The following is a 15563-nucleotide window of genomic DNA, read 5'->3' as shown; positions in this document are numbered from 1 at the left end:
ACTATGGCGTGCGGACGCCTCGGCAGAGTAGGGAGCAGATCATGGACTGGTTCTTCGATGGACTCGGCACAATGATCATCGGACTGATCGTTGGCGCTGCAGGTGGAAGCGCCGTTACATGGCGAGTGATGACCAGGCGGCAGTCGCAGACGCAGCGCGCAGGGAGGAATTCGAAGCTGATGCAGGCAGGTGGCGACATTAAGGACGCCCGCCAGTGAGGCCCACCGGGCAGAGCCAGCGCGGCGGCCAAGGATCCAGGCAGTACCAGGCTGCGGGGAATATTGTCATTCACCAGGGCGTAACTGAGGAGCGCGTCCGTGCCATCATGCAGGAAGAAACCCGACGACTTGTCGAAGCGTACTCAACTGAGGCACACGCCGCGATCGAGTCGCGAATCGGGCATCTCGACGATCGACTTCTTCCTCGGCTTGCCGATGCAGGTGAGCTCGGCGCATTTGCGGATCCTGCTGTGATCCGCGCCTATCGAAAGGCGCAAGAGGGCGCCGCGGCCAGCGAGCGGGAGCTCGACTATGACATGCTCGCCGCGCTGATTGCGAAGAGAGTGGAGAACCCGCGAGAGCGTCCGGTGGTGGCCGGGATCGACCGTGCAATCGAGATCATGGATAGGGTCGACGAGAAGGCTCTCCGCGGGCTCACGGCCACCTATGCTTTGACCACCTGGACGCCCGCCGCCGGGTCCATCGCGGCCGGACTTGAGACCCTCGATGGCATCTTTGAGCGTGTGATCGACGGTGGCCTGCCGTCAGGTACTGAGTGGCTGGACCATCTCGACATCCTTGACGCCGTGCGCGTTGGGACCAGCGGGTTCGGTGGGACGAAAACGATCGAGCTGTACTACGGCGAAAGACTGAATGGCTACGTTGCACCAGGGGTTGAAGCCCCCGGCCCGGATCTTGTAGGTGGGGCCTTTCCCGACTCCCCGTGGGGCTCAGCCGTCGTGGACCACGAACTAAAGCCCGGCTATCGGCGGCTGAACACGGTTAGCAAGGCGAATTTCGACAAGCAACAGATGACACGCCAGAACCGCGAGGGCTTCAACGAAGAGGTGATCAGGCAGGCCGCGAGCGTTTTCGGGCTTGGTCAGCAGGACAATAGCGCCCGCGCGGCACTGCGCACCAGAATTGCTGAGACGCCGCACCTCGGACCGTTCGCCGATTGGTGGGACTCTCTGAAGGACGCATCCTTCCAACTCACATCGGTCGGCCGCGCGCTCGCACGTGCGAACTGCTTTCGGCTTGACCCGGAGGGGTATCTGCCGCGCGACTGAGCTCCCTTAGGCCGCCGCCCTGAGTTCAAGCGTTCGCCCGCTGACGGTCAGATACTCAGCGCCGGGTGCGGCAGCGAGTGGCCGCTCGCGGGCGATTGACCGTGGGGCCCTGGACGGGAGGATCAGGTGCTGAGTGTGATTGAAGTGCGCTGCATGGGACCGCGCATCGCGTGGATGTCGCGGTCCGCAGCAACGAGCGATCAGCGGGTGGAGTGCCATCGACGAATCCTGTTGCGAGCGCGGGACGTCTTCACGGACGCCAGCCAAGTGAGGGACGGGGCCCCGTGTCGAGCATCCGCTACAACTTCAACCTTGTCGCCGTCCTGGAGTTTCCAATCCAGTGAGACTGCAGCCCCGTTTACCGATGCTGTGACGATCCGCTCACCGAGCTCGGTGTGTATCGCGAACGCATAATCTACTGGCGTTGCGTCTCTTGGAAGCCGCACGCGTTTCCCTGCCGGGCTGTTGACCACGATCGATCCTTCACCGCCGAGTCGCATTCGAACCTTCGATTTTCGGTCCCGCTTCTTGAGGATGGCACTCACGGCATCGTTAGCTCTCGACCTTACGACTGGGTTGGTGATGCTGTCGGATATCAGCGCAAGTGCCGTCTTGAAGTCGGCCTGCAATGCTACTCGACGTGAGAGTTCCTCGATGGCTCGGTCTCGTCCGTCGGTGACTAGACGATCGTCTATCAGTCGCAAGACGTCGCCGCTGTTCCGGCCCGTAAAAAAGCGGGGCAGTACCTGAGCGAGTGCCTCATGATGATGACGCCCCGCGGGGAGTTCGTTGTCGAGGCGGACCAGCGCTTCTTCGGGATGGCCGCCTGCGGCCAACTGGATCAACTCCTGCATCAGGGAGCCCGGATTTGAGACACCTCGATGCGTTGAAGATTCGGACTTACTAGCGACGCCTGCTATCGAATTGTCACGACGCGTCTTAGACCGCCGCGACGAGCCCGCCGGCCTGTGGCGTTTTGAGGCAGCAATGTCTGCAAGCGTCTCAATTCGATCCCACCACTCGATCACTTCGGGGCTCTGATCGGCTAGCTCGGGGCGACGCGGTTTCACGTCTTCGATTGCGATTGCATTCGCCAGCGCTTCCAGCTCGGATGGCGACCACGCAGTCGCGTCATAAAACTTCGAGAGTTCGGCGATCGCAGCGATACCACCTCGCCGAAGGAGCTCTCTGTACAAGTCGACATGGAGCCCGATCCGTTGGGATTCTGTGACGAGCTTTGTTGACTCGCGCGAGGGGTCGCGGCGAGTCCGGGCTGCGCGAACGGCGGAGCCAATTTCTCGAAGTCCCGACGGGCTGATGTCATCCTGGTCAAGAGCCGCTGTAAGCGCATCAAACGTTGAGACATCGAGGGGTGACCGTGGGCTCAGACGCTGAAGCACCTGCCAGTACTGTTCAGACTCGATCGCATCGGACCCTGACACTTCCCTTACCCACGCGCGCCGAGCGGGGTCGGTGAGAATGGCAATCAGGCGCTCCCGATTCTCGCTTCGTTCGAGCTCACTCAGGACGAACGCGTCAGTCGCCAGGTAATACGGGGTCGTTCGCAGGTTCCATTGCATCGTGATGCATTCGTCAACGACTGCGCTGATCCGTTTCCGATATGGCGATAGGACTTCATCTCGAAGGTTGTGCCACCGTTCGAGATCCCTCAGCCCATTCAGGTCTCGCAGGGCCGGACTAAGATTCTGGACAATACGCTCTGCCGTCGTCGCGTGTCCTAGCTGGAAACCAACTCGACCGGCGAACTGTACAGGAATCAGATTCCTTGTGGTTCGCTGAGCAAGTAGCTGCTCGACCTGAGTCACGGGCGCGGGCGCTAGGATCGCGAGATCGGACACGGTAAGTGGGCCCTCTGCCGCAAGAATGAGCGCCGCGATCGTGGTGCCGAGCGAGGTGCTCATCAGGTGATCAACCTCGCGGGGATCGATCGACGAGTCGGCGATCGCGAGCGGACTGAGCGTCCTCCAGTTGCTCCCGTCACGTAGCCAATGTCCATGCGCGACATCCGGGGGCAACGGAGGTGCTGGTCGACGGCTAACGAGAATACGTACGTTCGCGGGGATGCTTCCGTAGTCTGCAGGTAGCAACGACGCAATAGACGGGCGCTGCGCCAAGCCCGGGTCCATGGCAGCGTCTTCGTCTAAGCCGTCGATCACTAGCAAGAGGCGCTGCCCAGCCTTCTCGGTGAGCCGAGCGGCTTCCGTCAGCGCAGACATGAAGAGCTGCGGGATATGGGCTAGTTCGGCGGATCGCGGCGAACTGTCTCTCCCAATGATGTCGTCGACGAACGCGCCCGCGATTGAGGCGAATGCACGCACGTCGTCCATTCCTGCTCGCGCAGAGTCAATGAAAAACGGGATGACCCTCGTATCTGGGAGACCGCGTGCGACCACTGCGCGCAATAGCTCGGTCTTGCCGGATTTCTCTCGGCCTTCCCACCCCATGACGGCATAGTCTCCCTTGACGAACTCCGCAATGGCGCGAAGCTCTTGATCACGGTTGACCAACTCTCTCGGCGAGGCGGCGACAACCATGAGGTCGAGGTACCCCCGCGCGATGGTAGACGGCGAGGGGAAGGTCGCCGCTCGTGCGGGAGGCGGGACGGAGGGATCAGCAATACTCACCGCACGATCGACAGCATCCAGGCGTCCTAGCCCAGTTTCGCTTGCAGCCGCAATGACGGGGGAATCACCCACCCGCGCAAGGGCGCTGTTGTCGTCGCGCGGAACGGTCGGTGACGCCATGCGCAGAGCGTACCGGCTGTGGGAGATGAACGGATCCTGGCTCGATTTCCCGCGCGCTTGGCAGTCGGATCTGACTCGCGCAGGCAAGGGAGTCATTGATGGAAAACGTCATAAGGAACGCGAGTGCGAAGCCGATAGCGCCCCAGTCAGCAATCCGAAGAGAAGTCATCATGGTCCTGTGCTTTCGGCCAGCCGCGTTCGCGGCGCCGGGGACCCGGTAACCCTCAAGCATCCCCGAACTGACGGGTCACGTCTTCTCGACACGCCCGTCCGCAGGCGAGGGCGCCACCAGGGAGCACCGCCCGATTGGGGATCGAGCTCCTCCAGCGTCGTGCACCGACCGGTTCACTGGAGTGTGTGCCGTCACCGCGGAAAAAGTCGGTGATGAGCGGACAAATCCGCGTGACTCCGCGACGCGGGCACGATCGTGGCCGCGGAGGCCGAAAGTCGCAGGTCCACCCTGCTAAGGTGGAGTCCCCTTACGGGGACCGAGGGTTCAAATCCCTCCGTCTCCGCCACTTCCCCTTTCGCTTCAGCGGTTCGCTCCCCGTCAGTTGATGATCTCGCCGCGCTCCTCGGGCGGTCGGGACGTGATGCGCTCGCGCCACAGCTGCCGCTCTTCCGGTGTCAACCGCGGCCAGTCCGCGACCTCCTCGACCACACGCAACGCCTGCGCGCTGCGGTAGGAGCGGGTCGGGTTTCCGGGGAACTTCTTGTCGGTGACGTTCGGATCGTCCTCGAAGGCACCTGTCGGCTCGACGAGGTACACGCGAGGAGCGCGGCCGTCGGCGGCGAGGTCGGCGGCGAGCTCGGCCGCGAGGCCGGCGCCGGGCAGCAGCGCGGTGAAGTAGATGTGGTTCATCACGACCTCGGGTCGATAGTTCGATCGAAACCCCGGGCTCAGGAGGTCGCCCGGGAGCAGGTCGGCGACCGTGCCGTGGAAGAAGGGACCTGTCTCGTCGGCTGCGCTCATGCTGTCAGCGTAGGTCGCCGGCGGTTCTCGAGTGCGCGTGCCGAGTTCTCCTGCCGAGAGAACCGGCAAGGGGATTGACGTTCATGCGGAACCCGCGTCAGTCTCGTGAGGTCGTCAGGAGACCCCCCATGCCCCAGATCACCATCCGCCCCATCCACCCGTCCGACGCGGGCGAGGTGCTGACCGTGCAGCGGGCGGCCTTCGTCGCCGAGGCGCTCATCTATGGCGACCCCGATATGGCCCCGCTCACTCAGACGCTGGAGGAAGTCGAGTTCGAACTGCGCGAGAACCTCGGCTGCGTCGCGATCGCGGGGACGCGACTGGTGGGGGTTGCGCGCGCCGTCGCCGATGGGGAGATGCTCCTCGTCGGCCGGATCGCGATCGCTCCCGATCAGCAGGGTGAGGGCATCGGATCGAGATTGCTGGAGGCCGTCGAACAGCGAGGCGTCGGGAGCGGATGCCGGCGGGCGGAGCTGTTCACCGGATCGCTGAGTGCGCAGAACATCGCGTTGTACGAGAGCCTCGGGTATCGGGAGAGCGCACGCATCGATCAGGGGGACGGCACCGCGCAGGTGTTCCTGCAGAAGGAGATCGCAGCGGCGGACGCCACCGGGGGCTGACGTCCTCCGCTGCGCAGGCGTACGGTCCCCGTCAGAACACGTCGCCCATGTCCCACCCGTCGTCACCGTCGTCGTCGCCACCGTCGGCGGACGGCGCAGGGGCTGCGGGGGGAGGCGTGAACATGCTGGAGATGCCCTGCGCGAGCAGCACACCGCCCGCGACGCCTGCTGCCCCGGCGGCCGCGGTGCGCAGGAAGCTGCCACCACCACCGCCACCACCGGCGGGTGCCGCCTGATCGGCTCCGCCGTCGCGCCGGGACCCGAACAGGCCTCCCCAGCGTGGGCGCGCGCTCTCCTCCGCGGCGGCGGGCGCGGCGGTCGTGGGCGCTGCCGGAGGCGTGGCGGCGGGCGCGCCTGCTGCGGCGAGAGCCTCCTTCTGCAGCAGCACGGTCTGCACGAGGAAGTACAGGGCGTCCGGCTGCGTGCCGATCAGCTGATCGATCAGGCGGGCCGCCTCGGCATCCTTCTGGATCGGTCCCGCACCGCGCACCGCGTCGGCGAGGTCGACGATCAGTCGCACATCCGAAGTCTGCATGGCATGTCCTTTCGTTCGGCGCGGATCGGCGTCGGGTGCCGTGGCCGCGCTCTTCCATGCTCGGTCGCCGGGGACTGCGGGCCCATCCGCCGGGCGGCCGGGAACGCTCGCCGACCGGCGGACACCCCTCGCCTGACGGCGGGGCGGGATCAGTCCGTGCGGCGCGGCAGGGTCAGGCGCACGAGGAAGCCGTCATCGAGAGGGTGGGCGTCGAGGGTTCCCCCCAGGATCTCGGCACGCTCACGGAGGCCTCTCAGCCCCAGACCCGCGCCGGGCAGATCGAGAGCCGGCTCCGTCATCGCGCCGTTGGTGATCGTGACACCGCACGCACGGTCGTCCCGCCAGAACGCGACGGCGACGGGCGAGCCGGGCGCGTGCTTGCGGACGTTGGTCAGCGCCTCCTGCACGGTGCGGTAGACGGCGCGTTGCGCCGCGGGCCCCAGATCTTCGGGTGGGGCTCCGGTGACCGCCAAGGCCATGCCGGTCGATGCGAGCAGTGCGGGAAGCTCCGCGATCGTCGGCTGCGGCGCGAGACCGGGACTGCGGGTGCCGGCGGCGCGCAGCAGCATGACCATCGAGCGCAGCTCCTCCAGAGTCGTCGAACTCAAGGACCGGATGGATGCCGCGCCCTCCCGCGCCGCGGCATCCGCCGCCGTCACCTGCAGAGCGGCCGCCTGCACCGCGATCAGACTGACCTGATGCGACACGACGTCGTGCATCTCGCGCGCCAGCTGGTTGCGCTCTTGGGCGAGGACGGACTGCGCGTACAACTCCTGTTCGTGGCGCTTGGTCGCCTCGATCTCCTCGAGGCGCGCGTGCAGCTCCTCCGTCGTCTGCAGGAGTTGGCCGAGCAGGATGGGCGCCGCCGCGGTGGCCGCTTGGTACACGAAGGTGACCGCGGTCCAACTCTGGTCGACGACGAGCTGATCGACGATCGGCCACCCGATGGCCTCGGCCGCGGCGAACGCCGCTCCCGCGAGAATCAGCAGCCCGCGCGCCCGCGTGCGCGCCGACAGGCTGAACAGCGCGATGACGGGTGCGGCGAGCACATTCGCGATGAGTGCGGCAGGCAGGGTGAGTGCGAAGGCCAGCGCCGGCCAGCGACGCCGCAGCAGCAGTGCGGCGCACCCGAGGATGCAGACCGCGAGCGTCAGGGGGTCGTCGGTGTTGGCCGAGAGGTACGCGTCGGCGGCGGCCACGGCGACGGCGAGAAGATCGACGACGAGCGGCGGGATCCGCCGCCACCATGCTCGGATGGCGTTCACACCGTGTCGTCCCGTTCGGCGCCGTCGTGCGCGTCGAGCAGGCCCGCGCGCTGCGCTGCGAGCGCCGCCTGCACGCGACCGGCGACTCCCAGCTTCGCGAGGATCGCGCTGACGTGGTCCTTGACGGTGCCGGCGCCCAGGTAGAGCCGTCCGCCGATCTCCGCATTGGAGAGCCCCTGAGCGACGAGCGCGAGCACCTGCTGCTCGCGACCGGTGAGCGTCGCGACGCGCTCGGACTCGGCATCCATGGCCGGGCGGCCCGGCTGCGTGTCCAGAAGCCGACGCGACGCGCGCGGGGCGAGCACGACGCCGCCCGCGGCGAGAGCCCGCACGTACTGCGCGAGCTGATCGGGCTCGGTGTCCTTCAGCAGAAACCCGGAGGCGCCGGCGTTGAGCGCAGTGAGCACGTACTCGTCCGCGTCGAACGTCGTCAGCATCGCGATCGCCGGCCGATCGGGCATCGCGGTGAGCACGTTCAACAGCGTGAGCCCGTCCACCTGGGGCATGCGGATGTCGAGGAGCAGCACGTCGGGCTTCTCCGCCTTGATCACCTCGAGTGCGTCGACACCGCTTGCGCTGGCGACCACCCGGATGTCGGGTGTCGCATTCAGGATGAGTGTGAAGCCGCTGCGCACCAGCGCTTCATCGTCCACGATGACGACACGGATCATCGACGCCACCTCCCTCCCTCAGAACCTAGATCATGGTGTTCGCGGTCGCGTCCACGTCGTCGGACGTTCCGCCATCCGCCGGGAGGGAGGCCCGCCGATCGGCGGGGGCGGATGACACCTGCCGACCGATGCGTCGACGCGCGGATCGAGGTTGGCTCGATGATGTGAAACCTGCCTTCTCCGCCGTCGTCCGTGCTGTGCTGCGCCACCCCGTGTCGCTCGCCGTCGCCGCGGGGGCCCTGGGGATGGGGGTCGCCCATGTCACCGCGGCGGGAGAGGTCGCGCTGGACGGGGCGGCCTTCAGCGTGCTGTCGTGGCTCGGCCTGGTCGTGATGCTCGCGATCGTCGAGCGCATGATGGGAAGCGTGCGGGCGGTGCTCGTGACCGCTGCGGGCACGGCGACGGCCGTCCTGCTCGCCTGGGGTGTCTTGTCCACTCTTGCCGCTCTCGGGGAGCAGCTGTCGGTAACGGCCCTGCAGTACCAACCGTGGGTGCCCTCGGTCACGACGGCGCTTCTGGTGACGGTCGCGTCGGGCTCGCTGCGTCCCGCGACGCGGCGACGCGTCCGCTGGGCCGCCGTCACGATCATCGTTGCGATGCTCCTGGTCAACGGCCATGCCTCCGATCTGGCCCGTGCGGCCGCGGTGCTGCCCGGCCTCGCCGCAGCGGCGTGGTGGGCGCCGTCCGCCGCGGTGCGCCCGTGGCCGGCCGGAGCTCGTAGCACGTGGCGACGCCTCGTCTCATCCGTGCTCATCGTCCTGGCCAGCGCCCTCGCGCTGGCGGCGGTGACCCCCGACGCCAGCGGAATCCTGGCGTGGACGGGCGCCGCGGTCGACGCATCCCTCGCGCCCCTGGCCGCCGCGCTTCTTCTGGTCAGCGCGTTGCTGATCGATCTCGGTCGGATCGTGGGCGTCGTGCTCGCCGGGGCTGTGCTCGTCACGGTCGCCGCCGTCGTGTTCGTCGAGGTGCTGCTCACACCTCTGGTCGAGGGGGACCTCTGGTGGTCCGGGATCAGCGCTGGTGAGATGGAATGGCAGATCGTCATCGCACTCGCCGGTGTCCTTCCGGCGCTGGCCGCGCTGAGCGTGGTGATCGGCGCTCGCGCGATCGTCCGGCGCACGGCGCCGGCGGCGACGGCGGAAGACCGCGCCGCCGCCCGGGACGCCGCGCGCGCTCTCGGAACGGGCACCTTCGCCCACATGGCGACCTGGGCGGGCAACTCGGTGTGGGTCGGCCCGGACGGCGCGGTGGTCGCGTATCGCGTGCGCGGCGGCGTGGCGATCACGGTGGGCGATCCGATCTGCTCCGACCGCGCGGCCACCATCCGCGCATTCTCCGACTTCTGCGATCAGCGGGGATGGATGCCGGTCCTGTACAGCGTCCATGCCGAGACGGCCGCCGATCTGGCCGGCGCAGGCTGGTCCACGATGCCGGTCGGCACCGAAGCGGTGCTCGCGACCGCCGGCTTCAGCCTCTCCGGCAAGCGGCGCCAGGACCTGCGGACCGCCGTCAACCGTGCCGCTCGCGAATCGGTCGAGGCCGTATGGACTCGCTACGTCGATCTCGACGCGGCCGCGCGAGAGCAGGTCGACCGCATCTGTGGGCGTTGGGCGCAGGACAAGGCGCTTCCGGAAATGGGCTTCACCCTCGGCGGCCTTGCCGAACTGAAGGACGAGGAGGTGCGCCTGATGCTCGTCGTCGGCGCCGACGGCGACGTCCACGCCGTCACGAGCTGGCTTCCCCGTCGACGGGCGGGCGTCGTCGTGGGATGGACTCTGGATGTCATGCGCCGCGCCGAAGCGGCCATGCCGGGAGCGATGGAGTTCGCGATCGTGTCCACCATCCGGCGGGCGGAGGTCGACGGCATCCCGACGATCAGCCTGTCCGGCACACCGCTCGCTCCGCACGAGGGTGCCGTACCCGGACGGCTCTCGCGTCGGGTGGTGCGGGCCCTCGAGCCGGCCTACGGGTTCGCCTCCCTGGAGAGGTTCAAGGCGAAGTTCGGCGCCGAGCACCGCCCCCTCTGGATGTGTTACCCCGAGGGCCTCCAGCTCGGGCGCGTCGGATCGGCTCTGGTCCGCGCCTATGTTCCCGGCCTGCGGCTGCGCGCCATCTTCGCGACACTGAAGGCGATGGCGTGAGGTCACCGTGCTGACGACATTCCTGCTCGTCACCGGTGTCGCCCTGTTGATCTGGTCGCTGTGGAGCCGGACGTTTCGGCGTGCAACGGTGAACGGGCCGATCGTGATGACCGGGCTCGGTCTGATCGCCGGGGCCGTGCTGCCCACTCAGGGCATTCTCTTCATGGAGTCGAAAGCGACGCTCTTCCTCGCCGAGATCGTCCTCGCGTTCCTGCTGTTCGTCGACGCGCTGGATGTGCGCGGCTCGGTGCGTTCGCAGTTCACAGGGGTGCCGGTCCGCCTGCTCGGTATCGGCCTGCCGCTCTCGCTCGTGCTCGTCCTCGCGGTCGGGCTGATGCTCCCGCTCGGTCTGTCGGTCGCCGTCGTGCTCGCCATCGCCTGCATCGCGGTTCCCGCCGACTTCTCGCCCGAAACCTCCCTCGTCCGCGACGAGCGGATTCCCGCGCGCGTGCGGCGCTGGCTCAGCGTCGAGAGCGGCTACAACGACGGCCTCGTCTCTCCGCTCCTGCTCGCGGCGCTCGCGTTCGCCTCGGCGGGAACCACGGGCGACGCCGGGCGCGCGTTCGCCGTCGCGGCCCCCGCCGGGCTCATCGCCGTTCTCGTCGGCGCGGCGGTGGGCGCGGCCATCGGCGGCGCGACCCGCTTCGCCGATGAGCGCGGGTGGACCGAGCCGCAGAGCATGCGCATCGCCTTCGTCGCCGCACCGCTCATCGTCTTCGCGGCTGCCGTCATGCTGCACGGCAACGGCTTCGTCGCCGTGTTCGTCGCCGGTATCGCCATCCGGCTGACGCGCGGGGAGAAGGGGCTCGACCGCGCTGAGCTCACTCTGTTGGAGGATGTGTCGTGGCTGACCAATCTGCTGCTGTGGCTGGCCTTCGGCTTCGCCGCCGTCGTGCTGCTGAGCGAGACGTATGACTGGTGGCCGGCGATCGCCCTGGCGCTCGTCGCGCTCACCATCGGGCGGATCATCCCCGTCGGCATCGCCCTGCTCGGAAGCGAGGCAACTCGCCAGGAGCGGATCTTCGTCGCGGTGGTGGGGCCGCGCGGCGCGGCATCCATCGTGTTCGGGCTCATCGCCGCGAACGCCCTGCCCGGCGAGCAGGGGTTTCTCGTGCTGGCGGCGACCTGCATGGTCGTGCTGGGAAGCGTCGCGATCCACGGGATCGGCGGGCCTCTGCTCGTTCGGCGCCTGTGGGGAGCACGCGCAGCGGATGCCGCACCGCCCCCGGTAGGTGCCGCGGCGGCATCCGTCAAGCCCCCGGCGTGATCCGGTGATGTGCGCGAGGCTGGGGGCGGAGGCGCACCATGACCATCGACACCACGCCGTCCCGTCGCGCTGAGCGACCGGAGGAGGGCCATCGACCCGGTCCCGGTGCGGACGCTCCCGCCGCCGGCGCCGACGAGGCGTATCGGCTGGTCATCGACGATATCGACCGCTACCGCGTCATCGCCGACGGCCTTGTCGTCGGGTACGTCGACGTGGTCGGTGCCGTCTTCGTGGCGCTCGCGGGGGCGTCCTATGCGCAGGCGACCGAGGTGCACCAGGCTCTCGTGCTCGAGGACGCGCTCGCAGCTATCATGAGTCGGCGGTAACGCGCGGGCGGGTGGCGTCCGTCATCGGCACGGCGACGCCGGAGACGCGGACGCGCCCCGTCGCCGGAATGTCGACGACGAGCAGGCCGGGGCGACCGACATGCAGGCCCTGCTCGATCGCGATGCGTGCCGGCACCGGCACCGCACCGAGCTCGCGCAGGTAGGCGCCCAGCGCGGCGGCCGCCGAGCCGGTGGCGGGGTCTTCGGTGATCCGCCCGACGGGGAACAGGTTGCGCACGGTGAAACGATCCTCCGCCGAGCGGTGCACGACGGTGATCGTCGCGGGCCAACCGCGCGCATCCATGAGGGCGCGCACGCGGTCCGGGTCGAAGGTGAACGCATCGAAGCGGGTGCGGTCGGACAGCACGATGACCGGATGCGGGTTGCCCGCGTCGGCGATGCGCGGCGGCAGCGTCGGGTCGAGCTCGTCGCTGCTGAGCCCGAGCAGCAGGAGGATCGCGTCCCGGTCGTCGGGATCGAGGGCGCGCACGGAGGTCGGAGCGCTGGTGAAGGCCGCGCGGATGCCGCCGGCGCCGCGTTCGATCTCGATGCGGATGTCGCCGACGGGGGTGTCGAAGACGATGGCATCGGCGTCGCTGCGCTCGGCCAGGGCAACGGCCGTGGCGATCGTGGCGTGCCCGCAGAACGGCACTTCGGCGATGGGGGAGAAGTAGCGCACCGTGCGCGCCCCGTCCTCGCGCATCCCGGTCACGAAGGCGGTCTCGGCGAAGTCGACCTCGGCGGCGATCCGCTGCATGTCGGCATCGTCCAGCCCGCCGGCATCGAGCACCACGCCCGCCGGGTTGCCGCCGGCGGGGTCAGAGCTGAATGCGGTGTAGCGGAGGATCTCGGGTGCGGCCATCCTCTCAGGCTACGGGCGCGCGAAGTCGGTCGGGGCCGCCATCTGCTCTCCGTCATCGCCGACACGCTCGGTACCGGCTGACCGTTGCGCTCAGCGCGGTGGCTGCAGGAGGCGCCCGAACGTGCGCAGGGTCTCGCTGAGTCCGATCGACGGCTCGAGCAGCCACTGGATCTGCAGGCCGTCGGAGGCGGCGATCAAGAGCGCCGCGAGGTCTTCGGCGGGGACGTCGTCGCGGATGTCGCCATCGACCTGCTGTCGGTGAAATGACGTCGTGAGCTCGTCGCGCACGCGCTCGAAGCGGGCCGAGAAGAACTCTCGGCCGACGTCGTTGCCCGCCTCCAGCGAGGCCGCCAGCAGCGTCGTATACAGCTGGACCAGTCCCGGCACGTCGACGTTCGCGATCGCCGCAGCGATCATCGTGTCGACGCCGGGGGTGACGATCGGGTCCGCAGCGGCGTTGCGCCGGATCTCGGCATGCGCGTAGACGGCGACCAGCAGCTGCTCCCGGGAGTCGAAGTAGTGCAGCAGAGCGGCATGCGAGACGCCGATCGCCTCGGCGATGCGACGCAGCGACGTGCCGTCGGCCCCGCGCTCGCGGAACACCTCGATCGCGCGGTCCAGGATCTCCTGGCGCCGCGCCACCCCCTTCGGCTGCAGGCCGCGGCGCCCGATCACCGCCTCGTCGCCCGTGCCGTCCGTCGTGCTCACGGCATCCAACCTAGCCGATCCTCGAAGAAGAAACCTCCATGTGGAGGTTTTGTGATACCGTCGCCTCAGCGCCACGCGGACGATGCGCCGCCGACGCCGCACACACGAGACAACGAGGTTCGAAGGACGCACGTCATGACACTGCCCGTCGCTTCCGTCCAGCTCTACACGCTGGCCAAGGAGTTCACCGCCGACATGGGAGGCTCGCTCGACAAGCTCGCCGCGATCGGCCTGCGCAACGTGGAGGCGTTCGATTTCGTCTCCCGCCCCACGCAGGTCCGCGCCGCGCTGGACGCCAGCGGACTCGCCTCGCCCACCGGACATGCACCGCTGCTGTCCGACACCCTCTGGACTCCGGACGGCGAGATTCCGACCCCGGCACCCGAGGTCGTGTTCGCCGCCGCGGCGGAGATCGGCATGACCACGGTCATCGACCCGTTCGTCGCTCCCGAGCGCTGGCTGACGGCCGACGGTGTCGCCGACATCGCCGACCGGCTCAACCGCGCCGCCGAGAAGGCGGCGGAGTTCGGCCTCAGCGTCGGCTACCACAACCACGCCCAGGAGTTCGTCGCCTCCTTCGACGGCGCCACCGCCTACGAGCGCTTCGTCGCGCTGACCGACGAGCGCGTCCAGCTCGAGCTCGACCTCTTCTGGGCGCTCACCGGCGGCCAGGACGTGCCCGCGCTCGTGTCCGCGCTCGGCGACCGCCTCGTCGCGGTGCACGTCAAGGACGGCGTCGTCCCGGCATCCAACCCCTGGGCTCCCGGCGCCGGTTCCTTCGGGTCGGACAGCCTCGACCAGCGCCACGCCGGCACTGCCGACGTCCCTCTCGCGGAGGCGCTGAAGGCCGGTACGGCGATCCGCTACGCCGTGATCGAGTACGACAAGGCCCCCGGAGACGTGTTCGAGGACATCGCCGCCAGCTACGCCTTCCTCCGCGACGGGGGGTACGTCCAGTGAGCGCCCTGCGCGTCGGTGTCATCGGCACCGGAGTCATCAGCCAGACCTACCTGGAGAACCTGACCTCGTTCCCCGACGTCGAGGTCGTGGCCGTGGGCGATCTCCTGCCCGAACGCGCACAGGCCAAGGCCGAGGAGCACGGCGTGCCCAGCTGGGGCACGGGGGAGGACGTGCTGTCGAATCCCGACGTCGACCTCGTCGTCAACCTCACGATCCCGGCGGTGCACGTCGAGGTGTCGAAGGCCGCCGTCGCCGCCGGCAAGCACGTGTGGACCGAGAAGCCGCTGGGCCTGGATCGTGAGAGCACGCGTGAACTGCTCGCGCAAGCCGAGGCGGCCGGTGTGCGCATCGGGTCGGCCCCCGACACGATCCTCGGCCCGGGCTTCCAGACCGCCAAGCGCGCCATCCGCGAGGGCGTCATCGGAACGCCGCTGTTCGTGCAGACGTCGTTCCAGACGCAGGGGCCCGACCTGTGGCATCCCGAGCCGGCGTTCCTGTTCGCACAGGGTGCGGGGCCGCTGCTGGACATGGGGCCGTATTACTTCTCGGCGCTGGTGAGCTTGCTCGGTCCGGTCGCGGGCGTCACGGCGCGCGGGTCGCGCTGGCAGACGACCCGTCAGATCCACACCGGTGCGCGGGCGGGCGAGACCTTCCCCGTCGAGGTACCCTCGACCGTCCAGGTGCTGACCTCGTTCGCCGGCGGCCAGCACGGGACCCACCTGCTCAGCTTCGACTCGGCGCTGGAGCGACACGGCGTCATCGAGATCCACGGCTCCGAGGGCACGATCGTGCTGCCCGACCCGAACGCCTTCACCGGACGCATCGCGTACGTGAAGCCGCTCGGTGTGATCCGTGACGGCATGCGGTTCGAGCAGGAGTGGGTCGAGATCCCCGCGCAGGGCACCGTCGTCGGTCGCGGCCTCGGCGTGCTCGACATGGCACGCGCCATCGCGGACGGGCGGCCGCATGTCGCCACCGGTGAGCTCGGGTATCACGTCCTCGACGTCATGCTGTCGGCGCAGGAATCCGCCGGTACCGGCGAGACCCTGACGATCGACAGCACCGTCGCCGACGTGCCGCTTCTGCCCGAGGGGTTCGATCCCTTCGAGAGCACGCTCGCCTGAGTCGCCGCCGGGCGCACGCGAAGAGGGGTGGATGCCGGGAGCACCGGCATCCACCCCT

At 68.5% G+C, this 15563-nt stretch carries 15 protein-coding genes and 1 tRNA gene; 9 read left to right on the top strand and 7 right to left on the bottom strand.

The window, feature by feature from the left end:
* Positions 1 to 41: 41 nt before the first annotated feature.
* Complete coding sequence (locus CEP17_RS07905; protein ID WP_162722420.1) at positions 42 to 218, top strand: hypothetical protein; 177 nt, start codon at positions 42 to 44, stop codon at positions 216 to 218.
* Entirely contained in the window at positions 215 to 1288 is a 1074-nt protein-coding gene (locus CEP17_RS07900; protein WP_343234068.1) for an LPO_1073/Vpar_1526 family protein, read from the top strand. Before CEP17_RS07905 ends, CEP17_RS07900 begins: the two co-directional genes overlap by 4 nt.
* Before the next feature lie 200 nt (positions 1289 to 1488).
* On the opposite strand, the gene CEP17_RS07895 is transcribed toward CEP17_RS07900, so the two are convergent.
* The gene (locus tag CEP17_RS07895; protein WP_162722418.1) at positions 1489 to 4053 is read right to left on the bottom strand and encodes a TGS domain-containing protein; all 2565 of its coding nucleotides are present in this window, start codon (positions 4051 to 4053) and stop codon (positions 1489 to 1491) included.
* 435 nt (positions 4054 to 4488) lie between these two features.
* On the opposite strand from CEP17_RS07895, the gene CEP17_RS15110 reads away from it, so the two are divergent.
* Positions 4489 to 4571: transfer RNA gene (locus CEP17_RS15110), tRNA-Ser, on the top strand.
* 32 nt (positions 4572 to 4603) lie between these two features.
* Here CEP17_RS15110 and arr read toward each other — a convergent pair.
* Positions 4604 to 5026 carry an NAD(+)--rifampin ADP-ribosyltransferase gene (gene arr, locus CEP17_RS07890; protein WP_112931862.1) on the bottom strand — a complete coding sequence of 141 codons (423 nt, stop codon included), beginning with the start codon at positions 5024 to 5026 and terminating at the stop codon, positions 4604 to 4606.
* A 128-nt stretch (positions 5027 to 5154) separates the two neighbouring features.
* Between arr and CEP17_RS07885 the strand changes: the two genes are divergently transcribed.
* Complete coding sequence (locus CEP17_RS07885) at positions 5155 to 5646, top strand: GNAT family N-acetyltransferase (RefSeq protein WP_112931861.1); 492 nt, start codon at positions 5155 to 5157, stop codon at positions 5644 to 5646.
* 31 nt (positions 5647 to 5677) lie between these two features.
* On the opposite strand, the gene CEP17_RS07880 is transcribed toward CEP17_RS07885, so the two are convergent.
* The 3 genes from CEP17_RS07880 to CEP17_RS07870 form a co-directional block, all read right to left on the bottom strand.
* Positions 5678 to 6181, bottom strand: a complete 504-nt coding sequence (locus CEP17_RS07880; protein ID WP_112931860.1) for a DUF2076 family protein — start codon at positions 6179 to 6181, stop codon at positions 5678 to 5680.
* A gap of 149 nt (positions 6182 to 6330) precedes the next feature.
* On the bottom strand, positions 6331 to 7446 hold the full coding sequence (locus CEP17_RS07875) for a histidine kinase (RefSeq protein ID WP_112931859.1): 1116 nt from the start codon (positions 7444 to 7446) through the stop codon (positions 6331 to 6333).
* A complete protein-coding gene (locus tag CEP17_RS07870; protein ID WP_112932901.1) occupies positions 7443 to 8117 on the bottom strand; it encodes a response regulator transcription factor in 675 nt (224 codons plus the stop codon). Before CEP17_RS07870 ends, CEP17_RS07875 begins: the two co-directional genes overlap by 4 nt.
* Before the next feature lie 164 nt (positions 8118 to 8281).
* Here CEP17_RS07870 and CEP17_RS07865 point away from each other — a divergent pair, with 164 nt between their 5' ends.
* The 3 genes from CEP17_RS07865 to CEP17_RS07855 are packed head-to-tail and all read left to right on the top strand — an operon-like array spanning position 8282 to position 11851.
* Positions 8282 to 10258 carry a DUF2156 domain-containing protein gene (locus tag CEP17_RS07865; RefSeq protein ID WP_239498470.1) on the top strand — a complete coding sequence of 659 codons (1977 nt, stop codon included), beginning with the start codon at positions 8282 to 8284 and terminating at the stop codon, positions 10256 to 10258.
* A gap of 7 nt (positions 10259 to 10265) precedes the next feature.
* Positions 10266 to 11525, top strand: a complete 1260-nt coding sequence (locus tag CEP17_RS07860) for a cation:proton antiporter (protein ID WP_112931857.1) — start codon at positions 10266 to 10268, stop codon at positions 11523 to 11525.
* Positions 11526 to 11563: 38 nt separating this feature from the next.
* A complete protein-coding gene (locus tag CEP17_RS07855; RefSeq protein WP_112931856.1) occupies positions 11564 to 11851 on the top strand; it encodes a hypothetical protein in 288 nt (95 codons plus the stop codon).
* On the opposite strand, the gene CEP17_RS07850 is transcribed toward CEP17_RS07855, so the two are convergent.
* Positions 11835 to 12713 (bottom strand): PhzF family phenazine biosynthesis protein, encoded by an 879-nt coding sequence (locus tag CEP17_RS07850; protein ID WP_112931855.1) that lies wholly within the window; start codon positions 12711 to 12713, stop codon positions 11835 to 11837. The two genes, CEP17_RS07855 and CEP17_RS07850, sit on opposite strands and share 17 nt — an antisense overlap.
* A gap of 90 nt (positions 12714 to 12803) precedes the next feature.
* Complete coding sequence (locus CEP17_RS07845; protein ID WP_112932900.1) at positions 12804 to 13421, bottom strand: TetR/AcrR family transcriptional regulator; 618 nt, start codon at positions 13419 to 13421, stop codon at positions 12804 to 12806.
* 135 nt (positions 13422 to 13556) lie between these two features.
* On the opposite strand from CEP17_RS07845, the gene CEP17_RS07840 reads away from it, so the two are divergent.
* The gene (locus CEP17_RS07840; RefSeq protein ID WP_112931854.1) at positions 13557 to 14381 is read left to right on the top strand and encodes a sugar phosphate isomerase/epimerase; all 825 of its coding nucleotides are present in this window, start codon (positions 13557 to 13559) and stop codon (positions 14379 to 14381) included.
* Positions 14378 to 15505, top strand: a complete 1128-nt coding sequence (locus CEP17_RS07835; RefSeq protein WP_036316375.1) for a Gfo/Idh/MocA family oxidoreductase — start codon at positions 14378 to 14380, stop codon at positions 15503 to 15505. The genes CEP17_RS07840 and CEP17_RS07835 overlap by 4 nt, the downstream gene beginning before the upstream one ends.
* The last annotated feature ends 58 nt before the right edge of the window (positions 15506 to 15563 follow it).

It is taken from the genome of Microbacterium sp. PM5 (genome assembly GCF_003293595.1).
Classification (GTDB): Bacteria; Actinomycetota; Actinomycetes; order Actinomycetales; family Microbacteriaceae; genus Microbacterium.
This window is presented reverse-complemented; position numbering and strand designations above follow the sequence as displayed.